A 22,995-nucleotide genomic window follows, 5' to 3' on the forward strand; every position below is an offset into this window, starting at 1 on the left:
TGACATCAGGGTTACGTGTACCCCCATGTCGCATTCCGGGTTCGTGCCGCTCCGCATCTTTTCGTCCTACACCATGCTGGAAGGCGCGATCGATCCCAAGGCGATCGCCAAGACCGCGCGCAAGCTCGGCTTCCCCGCCGCCGGGCTGACCGATCGCAACGGCCTCTATGCCGCGATGGCCTTTTCCGACGCCTGCAAGGATCAGGGCGTCCAGCCGATCGTCGGCACGCTGCTGGCGGTGGCGCGGCCCGGCGCGGCGGAGGGGGCGGAGCCGGTGATCGACTGGCTGGCGCTCTATGCGCAGGATGCGGCGGGCTATGACAATCTGTGCGCCTTGGTGTCGATGGCGCATCTCGACCGGCCGGTCGAAATCCCGGCGCATGTGCCGCTCGACGCGCTGATCGGGCGCAGCGACGGGCTGGTGGCGCTGACCGGCGCAGGCGACGGCGCGCTCGCCCGGCTGCTGGCCGAGGGGCAGGTCGATGCGGCGAACGCCTATGCCGACCGGTTGCAGGCGCTGTTCGGCGACCGGCTGTATGTGGAGATCGCCCGGCGCGGCGAGCCGGTCGAGCAGCGGTCGGAGGCGGCGCTGATCGACCTCGCCTATGCCCGCGACCTGCCGCTGGTCGCGACCAACCCGTGCTGCTTCGCCGAGGCCGATTTCCACGACGCGCATGACGCGATGCTGTGCATCGCCAGTTCCAGCTATGTCGTCAGCGAGGACCGGCAGCGTTCCTCGCCCGAGGCGTGGCTGAAGCCCGCAGCCGTCATGCGCCACCTGTTCGCCGACCTGCCCGAGGCGCTGGCCAACACATTGGTCGTCGCGCAGCGCTGTGCGGTGGCGGCCCCGAAGCGCAAGCCGATCCTGCCCAGCCTTGCGGGCGACCGCGAGGGCGAGGCGCAGAAGCTGCGCGTCGATTCGCGCGCGGGCCTCGTCGATCGCCTCCGCAAGATCGTCGCATTGGACGCCGGGCTGGTGCAGGCCGAGGTCGAGGCGGCCGACCCCGCGCCATGGGAGGACGCGCCCGCCGCCGTGGTCGCGGCGCCGACCGGCGTGATCCCCGACCTTACCGAAGCGGAATTGCAGGCGCGCTTTCCCGACTATTTCGCGCGGCTCGAGTTCGAGCTGGACGTGATCTGCCAGATGGGGTTCCCCGGCTATTTCCTGATCGTCGCCGACTTCATCAAATGGGCGAAGGATCACGACATTCCGGTCGGGCCGGGGCGCGGATCGGGCGCGGGTTCGGCGGTCGCATGGGCGCTGACCATCACCGACCTCGATCCGATCAAGCTGGGGCTGCTGTTCGAGCGCTTCCTGAACCCCGAGCGCGTGTCGATGCCCGACTTCGACATCGACTTCTGCGAAACCAGGCGCGGCGAGGTGATCCGCTACGTCCAGCAGAAATACGGCCGCGATCAGGTGGCGCAGATCATTACCTTCGGTAAGCTCAAGGCGCGAGCGGTGCTGAAGGACACGGGCCGCGTGCTCCAGATGAGCTATGGCCAGGTCGATCGCCTTGCCAAGCTGGTGCCGAACCACCCGACCGATCCATGGACGCTGGACCGCGCGATCAACGGCGTGTCCGAACTGCACCAGATGTATGCGCGCGAGGACGACGTGCGTCGCCTGCTCGACCTCGCGATGAAGCTCGAGGGGTTGCCGCGCCATTCGTCGACCCACGCGGCGGGCGTGGTGATCGGCGACCGCCCTTTGGCGCAACTGGTGCCGCTGTACCGCGATCCGCGCTCCGACATGCCGGTCACGCAGTTCGACATGAAATATGTCGAGGGCGCCGGGCTGGTGAAGTTCGACTTCCTTGGCCTCAAGACGCTGTCGGTGCTGAAGTTCGCGGTCGAACTGCTCGCGCGGCGCGGGATCACGGTCGATCTCGACAGCCTCGGCTGGGACGATGCAGAGACGTACGAACTGCTCAAGCGCGGCGATACGGTCGGCGTGTTCCAGCTTGAATCGGAGGGGATGCGACGGACGCTCACCGCCGTGCGCCCCACCAATTTCGGCGACATCATCGCGCTCGTCTCGCTGTATCGTCCGGGGCCGATGGACAACATCCCGATGTTCGGCGCGCGCAAGGCGGGGCGCGAGCCGATCGTCTATCCCCACGACGCACTCGAACCAATCCTGAACGAGACCTACGGCATCTTCGTCTATCAGGAACAGGTGATGCAGGCCGCGCAGATCCTCGCGGGCTACAGCCTCGGCGGCGCGGACATGCTGCGCCGCGCGATGGGCAAGAAGGTACAGGCGGAGATGGACGCGCAGCGCTCGATCTTCGTCGAGGGCTGCGCCAGGGTGAACGGCATCCCGGCGGCCAAGGCCAATGAGCTGTTCGACCTGATCGACAAGTTCGCCGGATACGGCTTCAACAAGAGCCACGCGGCGGCATATGCGCTGCTCGCGTACCAGACCGCGTGGCTGAAGGCGCATCACCCGCACGAATTCTTCGCCGCGTCGATGGCGTTCGACTATGCCCAGACCGACAAGCTGGCGATCTTCGTCGACGACATGAAGCGGCTGCGCATCGACTGCCTGCCGCCGTGCATCAACGCCAGCGACGCGACCTTCGGCGTGGAGGAAACCGAGCGAGGCCTCGCGGTGCGCTATGCGCTGTCGGCGCTGAAGGGCGTGGGCGAGCGCGCGATGGAGCTGATGGTCGAGGAGCGCGCGGGCAAGGGGCCGTACAAGTCGCTCGACGATTTCGCGCAGCGGGTCGACCCCAAGCTGCTCAACAAGCGCCAGATCGAGACGCTGGCGGCGGCGGGCGCGTTCGACTGCATCGCCGCCGATCGCGCCGCCGTCCATGCGCTGGCCGACACGCTGATGGCAACGGCGCAGCGCACCGAGGCGAACCGGTCGAGCGGGCAGGGCGGGCTGTTCGGCGAGGCGACCGGCGCGGCGGAGGCGGCGATCCGCCTGCCCGACGTGCACTGGTCGCTGACCGAGGCGATCGGGGCGGAGAAGGATGCGTTCGGCTTCTATTTCTCGGCGCATCCGCTCGACCGCTATGCCCATCTGGCGAGCGCGCACGGTGCGCGGCAGATCGCCGACCTCGCATCGACCCCGGTGCCCGAGGGCGGGCGCGTCGGCGCGACGGTGGCGGCGCTGGTCGAGGATGCGCGCTGGCGCACTTCGGCGCGCGGCAAGCGCTACATGATGGCGACACTGTCCGATGCGTCCGGGCAGGTGCCGGTGACGTGCTTCGACGAAGGTCCGGCGGCGGACCTTGAGGCGGCGGGCAAGATCGGCGGGTGCGGGCTGTTCACCCTCGAACTCGATCGCCGCGCGGGCGACGAAAGCGCGCGGGCGACGGTGAAGGCACTGAAACCCTTCGACGCGATCGCGCGCGACGTGCGGCTGCGCCTCGACCTCAGTGTCGAGGATGCGGCGGCCTATCCGGCGCTCTCCGCGCTGGTGGCGGAGGAACGCGGCGGGCGCGGCGAAATCTGGATCGCGGTCCCGGCGGCGGACGGGATCGAGGCGCGGCTGTGCCTCGGGCGCACCTTCCGCATCGACGGCGAACTGGCGGAGCGGGTGCGGCGGCTGCCGGGCGTGACGGCGGCGAGCTTCGATACGGTCAAGGCGACGCTGGCGGCGGTGGGGTAGGGGTTCCGGTTCGATTCCTCCCTCGCCCGTTCGTGTCGAGCGCAGTCGAGACACCGCGCGGTGCGCTGGCGGCACGTCCCTCGACTTCGCTCGGGACCAACGGGGCGGGAGTGGCTCGGGGCGGAACGGGGGTGACTTGTTTCCCACCGTCCGTTCGTCCTGAGTAGCCATTGCGCTTGTCGAAATGGCGTATCGAAGGACCGCCAAGGATGCCGCGCAGGGGCTTCGACAAGCTCAGCCGCGACGCGGCACGAACGGATGGCAGCCGCTTCGCTACCCCAGCACGCCGTCGTCGAACAACCCGGTCATCACGGTGGACGCATAGAGCTTCACCGCCCGGTCGCGCGGCATCGTCGCCGCCCAGCCGCGCATGTCGAATGCGGCGTTCTGGATCGCCATCAGCGCCTGTGCCGCGACCAGCGGGTCGACCGCGCGCAGCGATCCCTCCGCGATGCCGTCGCTGATCGTGCCCGCGAACCGCCGGGCGATGCGGTTCGAGCGGTCGACCATCGCCTGCCGCACCGACAGCGGCAGGCCCGACAGCGCCGTCGTGCGCAGCAGCGGGCCTGCATCGGCGAACTGCGCATCGACCAGCGTCGCGATCGCGCTCGACAGGCGTTGCCAGTGGCTGCCCCCGGCGCGGTCGGCGGCGCGCTGCGCCTCGGTGATCGTGTCGAAACTGCGGCGGTAGCAGGCGGTGACGAGGTCGTCCTTGGCATCGAGATGATGGTAGAACGACCCCTTGGTGACGTTCAGCTCCGACGCGATCCGCTGCACCGACGCGCCGCGATAGCCCAGTTCGTTGATGAGCCGGGTGGCGGCGCGCAGGAAGGAGTCGCGCCCCGCCTCTTCCGTCACCGGGCTCAGGTCGAGCCGGTCGGGCGCCCATTGCTGCCCCGGTCCGGCAAGGCCATGGGCGAACACGTCCATCAGCCGCGCCTGCACCCGGCCATACTGGTCGGGTTCGTAGCGATCGAGCCAGATCGTCAGCCAGAAGCTGTTTTCCAGTAGCACATGCGCCCGCGCGCCGTTCAGGTCGCGGGTCGCGCGATCGGGCGTGTCGCCCCACAGCGTCCGGGTCTTGCGGAACACCTCGCGCCAACCGGCGAGCAACCGGCCCCGGAACGGTTCGTCCATCGCGCGCAGGTCGGACAGCATCGCGACGGGGCGCTCGTCCCCGGCGAGGATCGCGCGGTGCCGGTCGAAATGAATGGCGAGGAAGCGTTCGACCCGCGCCTGCGGCGTGGGCTGCCCAAGCGCGTCGTCCAGCGCCGCCTGCAACCAGCCGAGCGTATGGTCGAAGGCGGCGGCGGCCAGATCCTCCTTGCGCCGGAAATAATAGGTGACGCTGGTGGTGTTCAGCCCCACCCGCCGCGCGACATCGGCGAAGGTCATGCCCTTGGCGCTGGCCTCGTTGATCGCTTCCGCCGCGGCGGCGAGGATGGCGTCACGCTTGGCGCGATAGCGTTTGGTGGCCTGGGGCGGGCTGTTCATGGGGCGACCCTAGCAGATCGGGTGTGCGCCCCAAGCCCCTTTTTCGTTGGAATGGCGCGCTCCGTGCCCAAATCCCGAACATTCGGTATGGTCGTGCGCCGAACGGACACCCGATCGGCGGCGTACCGATCCACGGCGGCGGCGGAACGATATCGGTGCCGCAGGGCTTGTGCTGGCCGATCCCCTAGCCGGAGCCCGTTGCATGGCGCAATCCTTCAAGCCCCCCGTCCGCTACACCCCCACGCTCGAAGCGGTCGCACCCGACGAGGCGGAGACGGTCGCCGATCTGGAAGCGTCGTTCGACACGATCCTGACCACGACCTCGAGGGATTACGGCAAGGCGGTGCGCGCGGTGCACGCCAAGGCGCACGGCATCGTCCAGGCCGAGCTGACGATCCATGCCGACCTGCCGCGCGAGCTTGCACAGGGGCTGTTCGCGCTCCCCGGGCGGCATCCGGTATGGATGCGCTTCTCGACCAATCCGGGCGACATCCTCGACGATGCGATCGGCCTGCCGCGCGGCCTTGCGTGGAAGGTGATGGATGTCGAGGGCGAGCGGCTGGAGGAGGCCGAGGGGCGGACGCAGGACTTCGTGATGGTCAACGCCCCTGCCTTCGCCGCGCCGACGCCGAAGAAGTTCGCGGGCAACCTCAAGCTGCTGGCGAAGACCACCGACAAGGCGGAATTGGCCAAGAAGGCGCTGTCGTTCGTGTTGCGCGGCGCGGAAGCCGCGCTGGAGGCGGTCGGCACCGAAAGCACGCTGCTCAAGACGATGGGCGGCGCGAAGAACAGCCATCCGCTGGGCGAGACCTATTTCTCCGCCACGCCGTTCCGCCACGGCGAATATGTCGCGAAATATCAGCTGGTGCCGGTGTCGCGCGATCTGGTCGCACTCACCGACACGGTGATCGACACCGGCGGGCGGCACGATGCGATCCGCGAGGATGTGCAGGCAGCGATGCGCCGTGCCGAGGCGGTGTGGGAGGTCCGGGTGCAGTTGCTGCGCGACCCCGAGGCACAGCCGATCGAGGATGCGGCGACGGTGTGGGACGAAAGCGTCAGCCCGTTCGTGACCGTCGCCACGCTGGTCGCGCTGCCGCAGGACAGCTGGAATGCGGCGAACGTCGCACAGGTGGACGAGAATCTGCGCTTCAGCGTGTGGACCGGCCTTGCCGCGCACCGGCCGCTGGGCGGGGTCAATCGCGTGCGCAAGCCGGTGTACCAACATTCGGCGGAGTATCGGCGGCGGTTCAACGGGTGCCCGATGCACGAGCCGGGGTGAGGGTTTCCATCGGCCGAACCGTTCGTGTCGAGCGCAGTCGAGACACTGTGCGCAGCATCTGCGGCCCGTCCCTCGACTTCGCTCGGGACGAACGGGGCTCCGGGCGACACCCGCGCCCTACCGCACCCGGATCAGCCCCTCCTGCGCCACGCTCGCCACCAGCCGCCCGTCCTGCGTGAAGATGCGCCCGCGGTTGTGGCCGCGCGCATGGCCTGCCCAGCTGCTGTCGGTGGCGTAGAGCAGCCATTCGTCCACCCGGAACGGTTCGTGCAGCCACAGTGCATGGTCGAGGCTGGCGACCTGCACGTTCGGCATCAGCCAGTTGAGGCCGTGCGGCAGCATCGAGGTGCCGAGCAGCATCGCGTCGCTGGCGTAGGCGAGCAAGGCGCGGTGCAGCGCAAGGTCGTCGCCTGCGGGGGCGACCACGCGGAACCATGCGAATTGTTCGGGCGCGCGCGGCGTGGGGTCGAGCCAGTGGAGGCCGGACACCGGGCGGAACTCGATCGGGCGGGGCCGGTCGAGCAGCGGGGTCAGCCGCGCAGGTATCCGGTCGCGCATCGCCTCCAGCAGCTCGGCCTCGGTCGGCAGCGCGTCGGGCGGGGCGACGTCGGGCATCGCATCCTGATGGTGCAGGCCGTCCTCGGGCAGCTGGAACGACGCGGTCAGGTTCAGGATCGCCTGTCCCCGCTGCATCGCGATCACCCGCGCATTGGCGAAGCTGCGCCCGGCGAAATCGCGCTCGACGCGGTAGAGGATCGGATGCGCCTCGTCGCCGGGCCGCATGAAATAGGCGTGGAGCGAATGGGCGACCTTGCCGTCGCCGATCGAGCGTTGCGCCGCCTGCAGCGCCTGCGCGATCACCTGTCCGCCGAACACGCGGCCCACGCCGCCGGGATTGCGGGGGCCGCGATACAGGTCGGTGTCGATCGTCTCGATATCGAGCAGCGCGGTCAGATGGGCGACGAGGGTGGCGGGATCGGTCACGGGCGGTCCTGTATCGGGGCGGGTGGACGAAGATTGCGCGGCACCCCGCGCCGGTTCCGCATCAGGCGAAGCGGCCGCCGCCGGCCGCCGTCTCGCGCAGCAGGGGGGTGACGGCGAAACCGTGCCGGTCGAGCGCGGCGACGATCCGGTCGAGGCCCTCGGTCGCGGCCCAGAACATCGGCCCGCCGCGCCACGCGGGCCAGCCATAGCCCTGTACCCAGACGACATCGATGTCGGACGCGCGCTGCGCCTTGCCCTCGGCAAGGATCGCGGCGGCTTCGTTGACCATCGGATACAGGGTGCGCTCGATGATCTCCCTGTCGTCGATCGCACGCTGCGGCGTGGCCCCGCGAAACCCGGCGAGGATTTCGGCCACGCGCGGCGAGGGGGTGGGCGTGCGCTGCGCGTCGTAATCGTAGAAGCCCGCCCCGGCTTTCTGCCCCAGCCGCCCCTCGGCGCACAGCGCGTCGCGGATGCTCTCGATCCGGGTCGGGTCGCGGTGCCAGCCGATGTCGATTCCCGCGAGGTCGCTCATCTGGAACGGCCCCATCGGCATGCCGAAGCCGACATGGACCCGATCGACCTGTTCGGGCGTCGCCCCTTCGAGCAGCAGCTTGGTCGCCTCCTCCTGTCGCGGCAGCAGCATCCGGTTGCCGATGAAGCCGTGCGCCACCCCGGCGACGACCGCCGTCTTGCCGATGCGCTTCGCCAGCGCCATCGCGGTCGCCAGCACGTCGTCGGCGGTATGGTCGGCGCGCACCACCTCCAGGAGCTTCATGACATTGGCGGGGGAGAAGAAATGCAGCCCCAGCACGTCCTGCGCCCGCCCGGTGACGGCGGCGATCGCATCGACATCGAGGAAGCTGGTGTTGGTCGCAAGGATCGCGCCGGGCTTCGCGACGGCGGCGAGACGGCGGAACAGGTCCTGCTTCACCGCCATATCCTCATACACCGCCTCGATCACCAGATCGCAGTAGGCCAAGGCCGAAAGGTCCAGCACGGGATCGAGCAGCGCCATCGCCCCCTCGACCGCGTGCGGTGCCATCCGCCCCTTGGCGGCGGTCGCTTCGTAATTGCGGCGGATGGTGGCGACGCCGCGGTCCAGCGCGTCGACCTGTGTCTCGACGATCGTCACCGGCAGCCCGGCGGACAGGAAGTTCATCGCGATGCCGCCGCCCATCGTCCCCGCGCCGACGATCCCGACCCGGCGGATGGGGCGCGGTGCAACGTCGTCGCCCAGCCCCTCGATCCGTGCCGCCTTGCGCTCGGCAAAGAACAGGTGGCGCAGCGCCGCCGATTCGGTGCTGCCCATGCGTTCGAGGAACCGCGCGCGTTCATAGGCGAGTCCCTCGGCGAACGGCAGTTCGGCGGCCTTGACCACGCAGGCGATGTTGGCGGCGGGGGCGGCGTACCCCCGGAAGCGCCGGGCATTGGCCGCCTCGAACGCGGCGACCGAGTCGGGATCGGGCGTCACCGGGCGGTCGGCGGTGCGCGGGATCGGGCGGACGTCGGCGACCTCGCGGGCGAAGGCGATCGCATCGGCGAGCAGGCGGTCCTCGGCGGCGAGACGGTCGATCAGCCCGGCCTGCAATGCGGTGGCGGCGGAGACCGGCTCGCCCTTTGCGGTCATCTCCAGCGCCAGCGGGATGCCGACCAGCCGGGGCAGCCGCTGCGTCCCGCCCGCACCGGGCAGCAGCCCCAGCTTCACCTCGGGCGTGCCGAATCTGGCGGAGGGTACCGCGATGCGATAGTGGCAGGCGATCGCGACCTCGCACCCGCCGCCCAATGCGGTGCCGTGGACCGCGGCGACGACCGGCTTGTCGCTGCCCTCGATCCGGTCGACCAGTTCGGGCAGCAGCGGTTCGACCGGCGGGCGGGTGAATTCGGTGATGTCGGCCCCGGCGAAGAAGGTGCGCCCCGCGCAGGCGATCACCACCGCGCGTACCCGTTCGTCGGCGGCGGCCTGATCGATCGCGGCGTTCAGCGCGATGCGCACCGGCGCAGCGAGCGCGTTGACCGGCGGATGGTCGGTGATGGCGACCAGCACCTCGCCATGGCGTTCGATCGTCACCGGCATTGCCCTGCTCCCCTTGGTTCGGCGCCATACCCGTGGTTCTAAGCCACGTCGCGCCGGACCCGACTATTGCGTTCCACGGCATGATAATCAATAGTGCGGACCGGTTTCGGGGCAAACCCGATATTCTAGGGCGAGGATGCCGGATGACCGACGCGGGATGGCCGCGCATGGGCAACGATGCGGTACGCGCCGCGCTGACCGCGCCGGACGCACCGTTCGAGATGGACGAGGCGATGATCGGCGGCGTGGCCACGCGGGTGTGGAAACACGCGCCCCCGACGCTGCGCCACCTGCTGCTGGCCAGCCGCGCGCATGGCGACCGGGTGGCGACGATCCTCGGCGACGACCGGGTCAGCTACGATGCGCAATATCGCGCGGCGGCGACGCTTGCCCGCCATCTGCGGACGCTGGGGATCGGCAAGGGGGACCGGGTGGCGCTGGCGATGCGCAACCTGCCCGAATGGCCGGTCGCCTTCTTCGCGATCGCCGCGATCGGCGCGATCTGCGTACCGCTCAACGCATGGTGGAGCGCGGGCGAGCTGGCGTTCGGCCTCGCCGATTCGGGCGCGCGGCTGGTCCTGTGCGACGGCGAGCGGCAGGCGCGCATCGGCGCGTGCGACGTGCCGATGCTGGTCGCGCGCGGCGACGGATCGCTCGAAGGCGTGATCGGTCGCCCCGCCGACTGGGCGACGCTGCCGGAGGTCGCCCTGCCCGAAGTCGATCTCGCCGCCGACGATCCCGCCACCATCTTCTACACCAGCGGCACGACCGGGCGACCGCGCGGGGCGCTGGGCAGCCATCGCAACCTGACGACCAACATCCTGTCGTCGGCCTATGTCGCGGCGCGGGCGATGCTGCGCCGGGGCGAGATGCCGCCGTCCCCGCCGCCGCCGCGCACCGGGCTGATGGTCATCCCCTTCTTCCATGTGACCGCGTGCAGCGCGGTGCTGATGTACATGACCGCCAGCGGCGGCACGATCGTGCTGATGCACAAATGGGACGCGGGCGAGGCGCTGGCGCTGATCGCGCGCGAACGGGTGCAGCTGACCGGCGGGGTGCCGACGATCGCATGGCAGCTGCTGGAACATCCCGATCGTGCCGCGCACGACCTCTCCTCGCTGGAGCAGGTCAGCTACGGCGGCGCGCCCGCCGCATCCGATCTGGTGACGCGCATCCACGACGACCTGCGCGCGATGCCCGGCAACGGCTGGGGCATGACCGAGACGATGGCGACCGTCACCCAGCACAGCGGCGAGGATTATCTGGCGCGCCCCACCAGCTGCGGCCTGCCGGTGCCGGTCGCCGACCTGAAGATCATGGATCGGGACGGGCAGGTCGAACTGCCCGCGAACGCGGTCGGCGAGCTATGGGCGCGCGGGCCGATGATCGTGCACGGCTATTGGCGACGCCCCGAGGAGAGCGCGGCGACCTTCGTCGACGGATGGGTGCGCACCGGCGACATCGCCCGGATCGATGCCGAGGGCTATCTCCACATCGTCGATCGCGCCAAGGACGTCATCATCCGCGGCGGCGAGAACATCTATTCGATCGAGGTCGAGGAGGCGCTCTACGCCCATCCCGCCGTGACCGATGCGGCGGTGGTGGCGCGGCCCCACCGGACATTGGGCGAGGAGCCGGTGGCGGTCGTCCACCTCTCGCCCGGCGCGGATGCGGGCGAGGCGGAATTGCAGGCGTTCGTCCGCGCGCGGCTGGCCGCGTTCAAGGTGCCCGCCGCGATCCGCTTCAGCGACACGCTGCTGCCGCGCAACGCCAACGGCAAGATCGTGAAGGACGCGCTGCGGCGGAGCCTTATCGGGGAAAACGGGGTTACGCCTCCTTAAGCCCTGCATGGTAAACGGGGATGCGATGCGAATCCTTCACGTCCTCGACCACGGCCTGCCGCTGCACAGCGGGTACAGCTTTCGCACCCGCGCGATCCTGACCGCGCAGGCGGCGCGCGGGTGGGAGCGCGCCGCCGTCACCGGCCCGCGACAGGGGGTGACGACCCGGCCGTGCGAGACGATCGACGGCATCGATTTCCACCGCACCGTGCCGCCGCGTCCGCTGCCCGCGCCGCTGGGCGAGCTGAACGAGGTGCGCGCCTTCGCCCGGCGGATCGACGCGGTGGTGGCGGACTATCGTCCCGACATCCTCCACGCCCATTCACCGGTGTTGGGCGCGCTCGCCGCGCTCCGGGTGGCGCGGGCGCGGGGCCTGCCGCTGGTCTATGAGATCCGCGCCTTCTGGGAAGATGCCGCGGTCGGCAACGGGACCGGCACCGAAGGGTCGTGGCGCTACCGCGCGACGCGCGCGCTGGAAACCCATGCGGTGCGCCGTGCCGACGGGGTGGCGGTGATCTGCGAGGGGCTGCGCACCGACCTGATCGCGCGCGGGATCGATGCCCGAAAGATCATGGTGTCGCCCAACGGCGTCGATCTGCACATGTTCGGCGATCCGCCCCCCGCCGATGCCGCGCTCGCCGCCGAACTGGGGCTGGCGGGGCGCGAGGTGCTGGGGTTCATCGGCAGCTTCTATGATTACGAGGGGCTCGATACGCTGATCGCGGCGATGCCCGCGCTGGTCGCGGCACGGCCGGGCGTAGCGTTGCTGCTGGTCGGCGGCGGCCCGCGCGAGGCGGCACTGCGGGCGCAGGCCGCGGCGTCGGGTGCGCGCCAAGCGATCCGCTTCGTCGGGCGGGTGCCGCACGACCAGGTAGAGCGCTATTACAGCCTCGTCGACATCCTCGTCTATCCGCGCAAGGCGATGCGGCTGACCGAACTGGTCACGCCGCTCAAGCCGCTGGAGGCGATGGCGCAGCGGCGGCTGGTCGCGGCGTCGGATGTCGGCGGGCACCGCGAACTGATCCGCGACGGCGACACCGGCACGCTGTTCCCCCCCGACGATCCGCAGGCGCTGGCCGAGCGGGTCGCGGCGATGCTCGCCGATCGTTCGGGCTGGAACGCGATGCGGGACCGCGGTCGCGCCTTCGTCGAGCGGGAACGCAACTGGGGGGCGAACGTCGCCCGGTACGAACCGCTCTATCGCCGCTGTATCGCCGACAAGGGAGGCCGTGTGCATGGCCGGGACACGTAGCGCCGCGCGGCACGGATTGCCGCTCGCCCCGGTCGTCGCAGGCGCGGCGGGGCTGGCGATCGCACTGGCGGTCGCGTTGATCCCGGCATGGCGGGTGGAGGCGGCGGTCGCGGCGAGCGGCCTGTCCGGCCTGATCCCCGCCGCCGCGCCGCCGCTGGGAGTCACGGCGCGCCTCGGGCTGATGCTCGGCTTCGGCGGGATGGTGACGGTGTTGCTGTGGGGCGCGCTGGTGCTGCTGTTCCCCGGCGCGGTGATCGGTCGCCGCGTCCGGCGGACCCGGCCCGCCGCGGACGACCCGCGGCTGCTCGCGCCTGCCGGGCCGGAGCCGCCGGTCGTGCGCCGCGCCGATGCCCATCCCGACGCGCCCCCGCGCCCGCCGATGCGCGCCACGCGCGATCTGGGCGCGCCTTTTCTGGCGGGGGCGGAGCCGGTGACGGGCACGGTCGACAGCGGGATCGAACTGCCGCGCGATCTCGACACGCCGCTGGCGCTGTTCGATCCGCTGGCCTTGCCGAGCGTGCCCGCCGCGCCGCATGCGACGGTCAAGCCGCTGTTCCGCAAGGCAGCGCCGCCCGCCGCCGATCCGCCGCCTGCGCCGCCCGCCGCGCGCGATGCACCGCCGCTGTCGGTGCTGCTGGCGCGGCTCGATGCCGGACTCGCGAAGCGGGGCGCGGTCGAGCGGCAGGACGCGCCGCCGCCGCCGCCGAGCGCACCGCGCCTGCCCGCCGGGCTGGCGGCGACGCTGGGGCAGTTGCGACGAATGGCGACGCGCGACTGACTCCCCGGGGCGCTCAGCGCTCCTCGACGGTCAGCACCTCCACCTCCGCCGCAGCGGCATGCCGTGCGGTGACGACGATGTCGGCGACCAGATGCCCGCGCAGCGGCAGGTCGGCATCGCCCAGTCCGGCCAGCCATGCATCGAACCCCGCATCCGCGCTCGCCAGCGTCAGTCGGTGCCGCGCGCCGGTGAAGGTCGCGCTCGACCAATGGGTCCAGTCCGACACGGTGATCGCGATGGCGACGCCCGCCGCCTCGGCGGCGATGCGCAGGCGACGCTCGAGCAGCGTCGCGGCGTCAGGGCCGCGGCTCATCGATCCTGCCCGGCGCGTTCGATAAAGGCCTCGATCCGCGCGACCATCGCGCGGCGCGGCTGCCGCCCGTTGCGCAGGTCGCCGATCAGCCGGGGATCGCCGACCGCACGGCGGCCGAATCGCGTCTCCGACATGCCGGTCGCCTGCAGATACTGGCTGATCTGATGCAGGATCATACTCATGAACGCCTCCCATAGTCTCCACCACCATGTTGATTCGTTCTTGATCTGTTCCTTCAAATCCAACTTGTCGAGGATTTTTCCTATGACTATATGCGATGCATGAATCAGGATGATCCCCGCGCGGTGCTGGCCCGCACGGCGCAGGCGCGCGGCGCGAGCTTTGCCGAACTGTCGCGGCTGATCGGGCGCAACCCGGCCTATATCCAGCAGTTCGTCGAGCGCGGCAGCCCGCGCCGCCTGCGCGAGGAGGATCGCGGCGTGCTGGCGCGCTACCTTGGCATCGCCGAAGCGGCATTGGGCGGCGGGGGAACGCGCGAACTGGTGGCGGTGCCGCGCATCGACGCGCGGGCGTCGGCGGGGCCGGGCGGGCTGGTCGAGGAGGATCGCGGCGACGGGGTGCTGCGGCTCGATGCGGCGCTGCTCCGGCGGTTGCGGGTGCGCCCCGATGCGATATCGACGATCACCGTGGCGGGCGATTCGATGCTGCCGACGCTGGCCGACGGCGACACGATTCTCGTCCACCAAGGCGACCGGCGCGGGGTGTCGGGCACGATCCATGTCGTGCGCCACGACGGGGTGCTGCTGGTCAAGCGGCTGGCGCGGGTGCCGGGCGGCGTGGAACTGGTGAGCGACAATCCGGCCTATCCGCCGATCCCGGTCGCGGGCGACGCGGATATCGTCGGGCGGGTAGTGTGGCTGTCACGGACGCTGTGAAAGTCCGTCTGGAAACTCGCGGAAGCGCGAGTTTCGAGGCGGTGCCGGCCCGCTCCCCCAGCCGGCCACCCATCAAGGATACACTGTGGGTGGCCGGGTGGGGGAGCGGGCCGGTACCGCAAAACGTGCATCGGCACGTTTTCAAACAGCCGCTGCGTGCGGCGTCTACCGCCTGGCGTCGCTCCGCCAGATCAGCAGCGCGACGGCGATGCCGACCGCCAGCCCGACCAGCAGCCCGATCGTCGCCTGTCCGACCACCGCGCCGCCGATCGCCCCGGCCAGCGTTCCGACGGCGATGGGCATCCCGCCGGCGCGGGGGGTGTGGGGAGGGCGCTGCATGGCCGCGATGTGCCACAGCGCCGGTCCCCGCGCCAGCGCCGCCGGACGACCGGGCGCGAATCCGTCGCATTCCGGCGCGGACGCACGGATTCAGCCCCTTGGCGCGGAGGGGCCGCAGCGGCTAGGACGAACCCATGTCGAGCTGCCGGCTTGTGTTGCTGTTGGGCGCCGGATGGCTCGTGGTCGCGGGTCCGGGAGTCGCTTGCGCGCAGGAGGTGCCGCTCGCCCCCGACGCGCCGCTGGCCGACCTGCCCGACATCGGCGTCGCCTGGCCCGAGATCGCGCCCGAACCGGCCGACCCGCTCGCCGCGATCCGCCCGGTGCAGGCGACCGGCGAGGCGCGCTACAACTACCGCATCACCGGCATCGACGGCATCGGCGACGAGCTGTTCCGCCAGCGGTTCAACGAACTGTCCACACTGCGCGCGAACGAAGGCGAACCGGCCAATGCCGCGCAGATCGATCGCCGCGCGCGCGAGGATGCGCGCACGCTGGACGACCTGCTGCGCAACGAGGGCTATTTCGACGCGCGCATCGCCACCAGCGTACGGCCCGAGGGCGACCGGCTGATCGTCTATCTGGAGGTCGAGCCGGGCGAGCGCTACCGCTTCGCGCAGGTGCGGACGCCGGGGATCGCGGCGGCGGGGACCAAGGCGGACGAACTGCGCGCGGCCTTCCCGATCGCCCCCGACATGCCGGTACAGGGCGACAAGGTGGTCGCCGCGCAGGAGAAGCTGGAAACGACGATCGGGCGCGAGGGCTTCCCTTTCGCGAAGGTGGGTGAACCCGAGATCACCGTCGATCACGCGACCCGTACCGCGACGATCGCGGTGAACGTGGCACCGGGCGGGGAACGCCGCTTCGGGCGGATCGTCACCCGGCCCAACCGCATCTTCGACGGGGAGCATGCACAGGACATCGCCCGGTTCCGGCCCGGCGAAACCTATGATTCGACGCTGGTCGACGACCTGCGCCGTGCGATCGTACAGACCGGCCTCGTCTCGCAGGTGCGCCTCACCCCGGTCGAGGGGCAGGCGCCGGGCACCGTCGATCTCGACCTGACGATGGAGCCCGCCCCGCCGCGCACCATCGCCGCCGAACTGGGCTATGGCACCGGCGAGGGCGCGCGGGTCGAGGGGAGCTGGACCCACCGCAACCTGTTCCCGCCCGAAGGCGCGCTGACGCTGCGCGGGGTGCTGGGCACGCGCGAGCAGGTGGCGGCGGCGACCTTCCGCCGCAACAATTTCCACGGGCGCGACCGGCTGCTGACCGCGCAGGTCGCCGCGACCCATCTGGTGCGCGATGCGTTCGAGGCGAACACGCTGTCGCTCTCGGGCAGCCTCGAACGGCAGACCAACATCTTCTTCCAGAAGACCTGGACCTGGTCGCTGGGCGGCGAACTGCTGGCGACCGACGAGCGCGACGTGATCGTCAGCACCGGCGAGCCGCGGCGGCGGACCTATTTCATCGGCGCGCTGCCCACCAGCCTCAATTATGACGGGTCCGACGACCTGCTCAACCCGACGCGCGGCTTCCGGCTGGGCGGGCGGCTCAGCCCCGAACTGTCGTTGCAGGGTGCGGTGTTCGGCTATACCCGATTGCAACTCGACGGCAGCGTGTACCGCCCGTTCGGCGACCGGGTGGTGCTGGCGGGGCGTACCCGGATCGGATCGATCCTCGGCGCGCCGCGCGATGCGGTCGCGCCGTCGCGGCGCTTCTATGCCGGGGGCGGCGCGTCGGTGCGCGGCTACGGCTTCCAGAGCATCGGCCCGCGCGATCCGAACAACGATCCGATCGGCGGGCGCAGCCTCGCCGAATTCTCGATCGAGGCGCGGGTGAGGGCGTTCGGCAATTTCGGGGTCGTGCCGTTCCTCGATGCGGGCAACATCTATACCTCGACGCTGCCCGAATTCTCGGGGATGCGCTACGGCGCGGGGATCGGCGTGCGCTACTACAGCAATTTCGGGCCGATCCGCATCGACGTCGGCACGCCGGTCAACCCGCAGCGCGGCGACCCGCGCATCGCCGTCTATGTCTCGCTGGGGCAGGCGTTTTGAGCGAGGGCGAGACCGCGCCCGACGCCCCGCCGCAGCGCCGCATCGGCTGGCTGCGGCGGATCGGGCAGTGGCTGCTGGCGATCGTCGTGCTGGCGGGGGTGCTGCTGATCGCGATCGATACCGGCCCCGGCCACCGGCTGATCGCCAACCGCATCGCGACGCTGAAGCCCGCCAACGGCATGCGTTATCGCATCGGGCGGATCGAGGGGTCGATCTATCGCAGCGCGCGGCTGGTCGACGTGCGGATCTACGACAGCAAGGGGCTGGTGCTGCGCGCGCCGCTGGCCGAACTCGACTGGCGGCCGTGGGAATTCTGGTCGAACCGGCTGAGGATCGACCGGCTGCACATCCCGCGCGCGGTGCTGGCCAAGCTGCCGCAGCCGCTCAGGACCGGGCGCAAGGCCCCGATCCTGCCGTCGTTCGACATCCGCGTCGCCCGGCTGAGCGTCGACCGGCTGGAACTGGGCAAGGCGGTGACGGGGACCGCGCGCGTCGGGCAACTGGCGGGACAGACGGACGTCCGCTCCGGCCGGGCGCTGGTCGATCTGGCGCTCGACATCGCCGCCAGCGATCGCCTCCGCCTGCGGCTGGATGCCGAGCCGGATCGCGACCGCTTCGACCTCGAGCTGCGCGCGCGGGGGCGGGGCGACGGGCTGCTCGCCGCCGTCAGCGGCATCCGCCGTCCGCTTAGCGTGGAAGTGACCGGCGACGGGCGCTGGTCGGCATGGGACGGGCGCGCGCTGGCGGATGCGGGCGGGCGGCGGATCGTCGCGCTGACGCTGGGGGTGCGCGCCGGGCGCTATACGCTGGGCGGCACGCTCGCGCCGTCGGTGCTGCTTCAGGGTAAGCTCCAGCGGATCACTGCGCCGCAGGTGCGCGTGAGCGGTGCCGCCACCTTCGCCAACCGGCGGATCGACGGCGTGCTGGCGCTGCGCAGCCCGGCGCTGGCGCTGGAGGCGGACGGGATCGTCGATCTGGGCACCGGCGCGTTCCGCGACCTGCGCCTGCGCGCGCGGCTGCTGCGTCCCGCCGCACTGTTCCCCAACATGACCGGGCGCGACATCGAGTTGCGGGCGATCCTCGACGGGGCGTTCTCCACCGCGAAGTTCGACTATCGCCTGCGCGCCGCCCGCGTCGCGTTCGACCAGACCGGGTTCGAGGGTGTGGTCGCCGCGGGGCAGGGCCGCTTCTCGCGCGCGCCGGTCACGGTGCCGATTCGCCTCGCGGCGCAGCGCGTCACCGGCATCGGCGAGGTGGCGGGGGGCATATTGCGCAACCTGTCGGTCAGCGGCGTGCTGCGCGTCGATGCGCGCACCCTCGTCGGCAACGACCTGATCGTGCGGTCGGACAAGCTGAACGGGCGGATCATGCTGACGCTCGACCTCGCCACCGGGCGCTACGAGGTGGGGGTGAGCGGCGCGCTGCAACGCTATCTGATCCCCGGCCTCGGGCTGGTCGACGTGCAGACCCGGCTGACCGCCGTGCCGATCCCCGGCGGCGGCACCCGCATCGTCGGGCGGGGAATGGCGCAGGTTCGGCGGCTCGACAACGGCTTCTTCCGCTCGCTAACCCAGGGGCTGCCGCGGATCGAGACGGGGCTGGAGCGCGGGCGCGACGGCACGCTCTACCTCCGCGGATTGCGGCTGGTGTCGCCGGGTCTGACACTCAGCGGCAACGGCTATCGCCGCCGCGACGGGACGTTCCATATCGAGGCGGTGGGACGACAGGCGACCTATGGTCCGGTGCAGCTGGTGCTCGACGGTGATATCGCGAAGCCGACCCTAGACCTGCGCTTCGCCCAGCCCAATGCGACGCTGGGGCTGGCGCAGGTGCAGGCGCATCTCGATCCCACGCCGGAGGGTTTCGCCTGGCGCGCCGCCGGGGGCTCGCGGATCGGGCCGTTCACCGCGACCGGGCGCATCCTGTTGCCGAGCGGCGGCACCGCCCGCATCGCGGTCGACGCGCTGGAGGTCAGCGGCACCCGCGCGACCGGCGGCGTGGATATCGTGCCCGAAGGCTTTCTCGGGCAACTGGCCGTCGCGGGCGGCGGGATCGACGGCACGATCGATTTCCGTCCGCAAGGCAGCGACCAGCGGATCGACATCGCGCTGAATGCGGTGCGCGCGCGGCTGGGCACACTGGGACAGGTGCGGCGCGCCCGGTTGGTGGCGGGCGTCGTGTTGCAGGGCGGCGGCACCACGCTCGACGCACAGCTCAACGCGCTCGGCTTCCGTCGCGGGCAGCTGTCGCTGGCGCGGATCGAGGGAAGCGCCCGCCTGATCGACGGGGTGGGCGAACTCCGCGCATCGATCGCCGGATCGCGCGGGCGCGCCTTCGCGATCGATACCGTGACGCAGATCGGCGCGGACGAGTATCGCATCGCCGCGCAGGGCACGCTCGATCGCCGTCCGCTGAAGCTGGAGACGCCCGCGATCGTCCGGCGCGAGGGCGAGGGATGGCGGCTCGCCCCCACCCGGTTCAGCTTCGCCGGGGGCAGCGCGACGGTGGGTGCGGCGTTCGGCGGGGCGGCGACCGACGTGACGCTCGACGTGGCGCGGATGCCGCTGGCGGTGCTCGACATCGGCTATCCGGGGCTGGGGCTGGGCGGCACCGCATCGGGTACGATCCGCTATGGCCAGACCGGCGAGACGCCCTCGGGCAAAGTCGACCTGACGGTGCGTGGGCTGACCCGCTCGGGCCTCGTCCTCTCCTCGACCCCGATCGATGTCGGCGTGGCGGCGGTGCTCGATGCCAACCGCGCGGGGCTGCGCGCGGTGATGGCGAGCGGGGGCAGGACGATCGGCCGGGCACAGGCGCGGCTGGCACCGCTCGGGCAGGGCGACCTCGCCACCCGCCTGTCGAACGCGCCGCTGTTCGCGCAGCTGCGCTACGGCGGCCCCGCCGATACGCTGTGGCGGCTGACCGGGATCGAGCTGTTCGACCTGTCCGGCCCCGTCGCGGTCGGCGCGGACGTGACCGGGCGGCTGGCCGACCCGCGCATCCGCGGCGTGGTGCGCTCGACGGGCGCGCGCATCGAAAGCGCGATCACCGGCACCGTGCTGACCGGCGTCGAGGCGCAGGGCCGGTTCGACGGGTCGCAGCTGGTGATCGATCGCTTCGCCGCCAGCGACGGGCGGCAGGGGCGCGTCACTGGCACCGGCAATTTCGAGTTCGCGGCGGTGCGCGGCTTCGGCATCGACCTGTCGCTGAGTGCCGATCGCGCCCGGCTCATCAACACCGATTCGATCGGCGCGACCGTCACCGGCCCGATCCGGGTGCACAGCGACGGCGCGGGCGGGCTGATTTCGGGCGAGGTGCGGATGGACGGCAGCCGGTACCGGCTGGGCCGCGCGACCGCCACCGCGCCGATCCCGCGGCTCAACATCCGCGAGATCAACCGCCCCGACGGCGATGACGAGGATGTCGCGGCGGCGGCCCCGTGGCGGCTCGACCTGCGCGCACGCGCACCCGGCGGGCTGATCGTCACCGGCCTCGGCCTCACCAGCGAATGGTCGGCGGACCTGCGCATCGGCGGCGAGCCGACCAACCCGGTCATCAACGGGCGCGCCGACCTGATCCGCGGCGATTACGAGTTCGCGGGCCGCGAGTTCCGCGTCGATCGCGGCGCGCTGCGCTTCAACGGCGAAGTGCCCGCCGACCCCGCGCTCGATATCGTCGCGGCGGCGGATACGCAGGGGCTGAACGCCACGATCCGCGTGGCGGGCACCGCGACCAGGCCCGAGATCAGCTTCCAGAGCGTGCCCGCGCTGCCCGAGGACGAGCTGTTGTCGCGGCTGTTGTTCGGCACCTCGATCACCAACCTGTCCGCGCCGGAAGCGTTGCAGCTGGCGGCGGCGGTGGCCGCGCTGCAGAACGGGGAGGGCGGGCTGAACCCGATCAACGCGGTGCGCCGCGCGGCGGGGCTCGACCGGCTGCGCATCCTGCCCGCCGATCCGCAGACGCGGCAGGGTACGTCGGTCGCGGCGGGCAAATATCTGACGCGGCGCTTCTATGCCGAGATCGTGACCGACGGGCAGGGCTATTCCGCGACCCGCATCGAGTTTCAGGTCACGCGCTGGCTGTCGCTGCTGTCGTCGATCTCGACGATCGGGCGCCAGAGCGCCAACGTGCGGGTATCGAAGGATTATTGAGGGAGCGACCTACGCGCCACGCCGTTCGTCCCTCGACTGCGCCCGACACGAATGGTCGAGCGTAGCGTTCGTATGTCGATTGCTCTGCGAACGTCCTTTTCCGTACCCCCGCGCAGGCGGGGGTCCAGAAGCCGCGGACGCAAGCCGCTGTTTTACTTGGCTCTGGACCCCCGCCTGCGCGGGGGTACGACAGGATCAGGCACTTACCTTGGACTTTCTCAGAGCAATCTATGCGGGAGCCCTACTGCCCGAGGAACCGCCCCTGCGCCGCATCGGTCGCGCTGACCGCCAGCACCGACCGCGCCTCCGACGGCGCGCGGACATGGCCGTGGCCGTCTCCGGAAGCCGCGATCACCCGGTCGAGCAGTTCCTGCCCCTCTTCCCACCAGCCGATGCCGCTGGCGGCGTTCAGATGCCCCTGCGCGCCCGCATCGACGAAATGGCTGCCCCAGTCGACCGCCATCGAATGGGCGCGCTCGATCGACACCCACGGATCGTCGGTCGAGGCGACGACGATCGACGGGAAGGGCAGCGGGATGCGCGGCGCGGGCGCGAAGCCCTGCAACTCGATCGGCGCACCCGCGCGATCGACATCGGCAGGCGCCACCAGCAATGCCCCCGCGACCGGCCAGCCATAGGGCTGCCCCGACAGCTGCGCCCACCACGCCACCGCAAGGCAGCCGAGCGAATGCGCGGCGAGCACCACCGGTGCCTGCGCCTGCCGGATCGCCTGGTCGAGCTTCGTCACCCACGCATTGCGCAAGGGCCGCGACCACAGCCCCAGTTCGACCCGCGCGGTGTCGGGGCGGGACTGTTCCCACAGCGTCTGCCAGTGCGACGGGCCGGAACCGTTCAGGCCCGGCACGGTCAATACGGTCGGCGGACCGGCGGAGAGACTGGAGAACTGCGCCATCGTCATGCTCCTTCTGGGGGGCGGATATCGGGTGGAAGCCGGCCCTCCGTAGCTCAGGGAAGGATCGGATCGGGGTCGGCTTCCGATACCCAAGATATTCCTACCGAATGAATAGGCAATAGCCCTGCCGACGAATCGAACGCCGCTTGCGACCAGCCGAAAGCCGCGTCATGGAGGCGCATGGCCAAGCAGCGCGCAGACCAGCTCCTCGTCGATCGCGGCCTCGCCGAAAGCCGCACCCGCGCGCAGGCACTGGTGATGGCGGGCCTCGTGTTCGTCGGCGACCGCAAGGTGGACAAGCCCGGACAGCAACTGTCCGCAGACGCGGCGATCGACGTGCGCGGGCGCGACCATCCATGGGTGTCGCGCGGCGGGATCAAGCTGGCGCATGGCCTCGACCGCTTCGGCTGGGACGTGGCAGAGGCGGTCGCGATCGACGTCGGCTCCTCCACCGGCGGCTTCACCGACGTGCTGCTGACCCGCGGGGCGGCCCGGGTCTATGCGGTCGACAGCGGCACCAACCAGCTCGCATGGAAGCTGCGCCAGGACCCGCGCGTCATCGTCCATGAACAGCTGAGCGCGCGCCTGCTGACCGGGGCGCAAATCCCCGAGCCGATCGACCTGGTAGTGTGCGACGCCAGCTTCATCGCGCTGGAAAAGGTGCTGGCGGTCCCTTTGCGCTTCGTGAAGCCCGGCGGGCGGCTGCTGGCGCTCATCAAGCCGCAGTTCGAGGCGGGGCGGGGCGAGGTCGGCAAGGGCGGGGTGGTCCGCGATCCCGCGGTACACGACCGGGTATGCAAGGCAGTCGCCGACTGGCTGGAGGGCATCGGCTGGCGGGTCGCGGGGATCGACGCCAGCCCGATCACCGGCCCCGAGGGCAATGTCGAGTTTCTCATCGCGGCACATGCCCCGGCAGGCCCGGCACCGTCCGATATTGACGCACCCGGCACGACAAGCCATTCGCCCTGACGCCGACGCGCAACGGGCGGGTCGCAG

The 22,995-nt window shown here is 71.0% G+C and carries 16 protein-coding genes; 9 read left to right on the top strand and 7 right to left on the bottom strand.

The window, feature by feature from the left end:
• Positions 1-25: 25 nt before the first annotated feature.
• On the top strand, positions 26-3,622 hold the full coding sequence (gene dnaE / locus ABLE43_RS13410) for a DNA polymerase III subunit alpha (protein ID WP_348978938.1): 3,597 nt from the start codon (positions 26-28) through the stop codon (positions 3,620-3,622).
• Positions 3,623-3,895: 273 nt separating this feature from the next.
• Here the strand turns inward: dnaE and ABLE43_RS13415 are convergent, their stop codons facing one another.
• The gene (locus ABLE43_RS13415) at positions 3,896-5,116 is read right to left on the bottom strand and encodes a TetR/AcrR family transcriptional regulator (RefSeq protein ID WP_348978939.1); all 1,221 of its coding nucleotides are present in this window, start codon (positions 5,114-5,116) and stop codon (positions 3,896-3,898) included.
• Positions 5,117-5,318: 202 nt separating this feature from the next.
• Here ABLE43_RS13415 and ABLE43_RS13420 point away from each other — a divergent pair, with 202 nt between their 5' ends.
• Entirely contained in the window at positions 5,319-6,398 is a 1,080-nt protein-coding gene (locus tag ABLE43_RS13420) for a catalase family protein (protein ID WP_348978940.1), read from the top strand.
• A gap of 117 nt (positions 6,399-6,515) precedes the next feature.
• Here ABLE43_RS13420 and ABLE43_RS13425 read toward each other — a convergent pair whose 3' ends face one another.
• Positions 6,516-7,382, bottom strand: coding sequence for an acyl-CoA thioesterase (locus tag ABLE43_RS13425; protein ID WP_348978941.1), 867 nt, complete (start codon positions 7,380-7,382; stop codon positions 6,516-6,518).
• A gap of 61 nt (positions 7,383-7,443) precedes the next feature.
• Entirely contained in the window at positions 7,444-9,459 is a 2,016-nt protein-coding gene (locus ABLE43_RS13430) for a 3-hydroxyacyl-CoA dehydrogenase NAD-binding domain-containing protein (protein ID WP_348978942.1), read from the bottom strand.
• Positions 9,460-9,602: 143 nt separating this feature from the next.
• Between ABLE43_RS13430 and ABLE43_RS13435 the strand changes: the two genes are divergently transcribed.
• The 3 genes from ABLE43_RS13435 to ABLE43_RS13445 are packed head-to-tail and all read left to right on the top strand — an operon-like array spanning position 9,603 to position 13,330.
• Complete coding sequence (locus tag ABLE43_RS13435; RefSeq protein WP_348978943.1) at positions 9,603-11,300, top strand: class I adenylate-forming enzyme family protein; 1,698 nt, start codon at positions 9,603-9,605, stop codon at positions 11,298-11,300.
• Positions 11,301-11,325: 25 nt separating this feature from the next.
• Positions 11,326-12,552: a TIGR04063 family PEP-CTERM/XrtA system glycosyltransferase gene (locus ABLE43_RS13440; RefSeq protein ID WP_348978944.1), complete on the top strand. Its 1,227-nt coding sequence runs from the start codon at positions 11,326-11,328 to the stop codon at positions 12,550-12,552.
• Positions 12,536-13,330, top strand: coding sequence for a hypothetical protein (locus ABLE43_RS13445; protein WP_348978945.1), 795 nt, complete (start codon positions 12,536-12,538; stop codon positions 13,328-13,330). The genes ABLE43_RS13440 and ABLE43_RS13445 overlap by 17 nt, the downstream gene beginning before the upstream one ends.
• 13 nt (positions 13,331-13,343) lie before the next feature.
• On the opposite strand, the gene ABLE43_RS13450 is transcribed toward ABLE43_RS13445, so the two are convergent.
• Together ABLE43_RS13450 and ABLE43_RS13455 are read right to left on the bottom strand one after the other, a co-directional pair.
• On the bottom strand, positions 13,344-13,643 hold the full coding sequence (locus ABLE43_RS13450) for a hypothetical protein (RefSeq protein WP_348978946.1): 300 nt from the start codon (positions 13,641-13,643) through the stop codon (positions 13,344-13,346).
• A complete protein-coding gene (locus tag ABLE43_RS13455) occupies positions 13,640-13,825 on the bottom strand; it encodes a hypothetical protein (protein WP_348978947.1) in 186 nt (61 codons plus the stop codon). The genes ABLE43_RS13450 and ABLE43_RS13455 overlap by 4 nt, the downstream gene beginning before the upstream one ends.
• A gap of 99 nt (positions 13,826-13,924) precedes the next feature.
• Here ABLE43_RS13455 and ABLE43_RS13460 point away from each other — a divergent pair, with 99 nt between their 5' ends.
• The gene (locus ABLE43_RS13460) at positions 13,925-14,539 is read left to right on the top strand and encodes a S24 family peptidase (RefSeq protein ID WP_348978948.1); all 615 of its coding nucleotides are present in this window, start codon (positions 13,925-13,927) and stop codon (positions 14,537-14,539) included.
• 165 nt (positions 14,540-14,704) lie between these two features.
• Here ABLE43_RS13460 and ABLE43_RS13465 read toward each other — a convergent pair whose 3' ends face one another.
• Positions 14,705-14,842, bottom strand: coding sequence for a hypothetical protein (locus tag ABLE43_RS13465; protein ID WP_348978949.1), 138 nt, complete (start codon positions 14,840-14,842; stop codon positions 14,705-14,707).
• 215 nt (positions 14,843-15,057) lie between these two features.
• Here ABLE43_RS13465 and ABLE43_RS13470 point away from each other — a divergent pair, with 215 nt between their 5' ends.
• Together ABLE43_RS13470 and ABLE43_RS13475 are read left to right on the top strand one after the other, a co-directional pair.
• Positions 15,058-16,935 carry an autotransporter assembly complex protein TamA gene (locus tag ABLE43_RS13470; protein WP_348978950.1) on the top strand — a complete coding sequence of 626 codons (1,878 nt, stop codon included), beginning with the start codon at positions 15,058-15,060 and terminating at the stop codon, positions 16,933-16,935.
• Positions 16,932-21,086 carry a translocation/assembly module TamB domain-containing protein gene (locus ABLE43_RS13475; RefSeq protein WP_348978951.1) on the top strand — a complete coding sequence of 1,385 codons (4,155 nt, stop codon included), beginning with the start codon at positions 16,932-16,934 and terminating at the stop codon, positions 21,084-21,086. Before ABLE43_RS13470 ends, ABLE43_RS13475 begins: the two co-directional genes overlap by 4 nt.
• A 241-nt stretch (positions 21,087-21,327) precedes the next feature.
• Here ABLE43_RS13475 and ABLE43_RS13480 read toward each other — a convergent pair whose 3' ends face one another.
• A complete protein-coding gene (locus ABLE43_RS13480; RefSeq protein ID WP_348978952.1) occupies positions 21,328-21,999 on the bottom strand; it encodes an RBBP9/YdeN family alpha/beta hydrolase in 672 nt (223 codons plus the stop codon).
• A gap of 180 nt (positions 22,000-22,179) precedes the next feature.
• Here ABLE43_RS13480 and ABLE43_RS13485 point away from each other — a divergent pair, with 180 nt between their 5' ends.
• The gene (locus ABLE43_RS13485; protein WP_348978953.1) at positions 22,180-22,968 is read left to right on the top strand and encodes a TlyA family RNA methyltransferase; all 789 of its coding nucleotides are present in this window, start codon (positions 22,180-22,182) and stop codon (positions 22,966-22,968) included.
• Positions 22,969-22,995 lie beyond the last annotated feature (27 nt).

It is taken from the genome of Sphingomonas silueang (genome assembly GCF_040049155.1).
GTDB classification, from domain to species: domain Bacteria; phylum Pseudomonadota; class Alphaproteobacteria; order Sphingomonadales; family Sphingomonadaceae; genus Sphingomonas; species Sphingomonas silueang.

What these genes read in the sequence shown, in the direction of transcription:
- ABLE43_RS13420 (WP_348978940.1), top strand. Translation starts at nt 5,319, where the DNA reads ATGGCGCAATCCTTCAAGCCCCCCGTCCGCTACACCCCCACGCTCGAA.
- ABLE43_RS13430 (WP_348978942.1), bottom strand. Translation starts at nt 9,459, where the DNA reads ATGCCGGTGACGATCGAACGCCATGGCGAGGTGCTGGTCGCCATCACC.
- ABLE43_RS13435 (WP_348978943.1), top strand. Translation starts at nt 9,603, where the DNA reads ATGACCGACGCGGGATGGCCGCGCATGGGCAACGATGCGGTACGCGCC.
- ABLE43_RS13465 (WP_348978949.1), bottom strand. Translation starts at nt 14,842, where the DNA reads ATGCCCATCGCCGTCGGAACGCTGGCCGGGGCGATCGGCGGCGCGGTG.
- ABLE43_RS13445 (WP_348978945.1), top strand. Translation starts at nt 12,536, where the DNA reads ATGGCCGGGACACGTAGCGCCGCGCGGCACGGATTGCCGCTCGCCCCG.
- ABLE43_RS13485 (WP_348978953.1), top strand. Translation starts at nt 22,180, where the DNA reads ATGGCCAAGCAGCGCGCAGACCAGCTCCTCGTCGATCGCGGCCTCGCC.
- dnaE (WP_348978938.1), top strand. Translation starts at nt 26, where the DNA reads ATGTCGCATTCCGGGTTCGTGCCGCTCCGCATCTTTTCGTCCTACACC.
- ABLE43_RS13450 (WP_348978946.1), bottom strand. Translation starts at nt 13,643, where the DNA reads ATGAGCCGCGGCCCTGACGCCGCGACGCTGCTCGAGCGTCGCCTGCGC.
- ABLE43_RS13415 (WP_348978939.1), bottom strand. Translation starts at nt 5,116, where the DNA reads ATGAACAGCCCGCCCCAGGCCACCAAACGCTATCGCGCCAAGCGTGAC.
- ABLE43_RS13460 (WP_348978948.1), top strand. Translation starts at nt 13,925, where the DNA reads ATGAATCAGGATGATCCCCGCGCGGTGCTGGCCCGCACGGCGCAGGCG.
- ABLE43_RS13440 (WP_348978944.1), top strand. Translation starts at nt 11,326, where the DNA reads ATGCGAATCCTTCACGTCCTCGACCACGGCCTGCCGCTGCACAGCGGG.
- ABLE43_RS13480 (WP_348978952.1), bottom strand. Translation starts at nt 21,999, where the DNA reads ATGGCGCAGTTCTCCAGTCTCTCCGCCGGTCCGCCGACCGTATTGACC.
- ABLE43_RS13455 (WP_348978947.1), bottom strand. Translation starts at nt 13,825, where the DNA reads ATGAGTATGATCCTGCATCAGATCAGCCAGTATCTGCAGGCGACCGGC.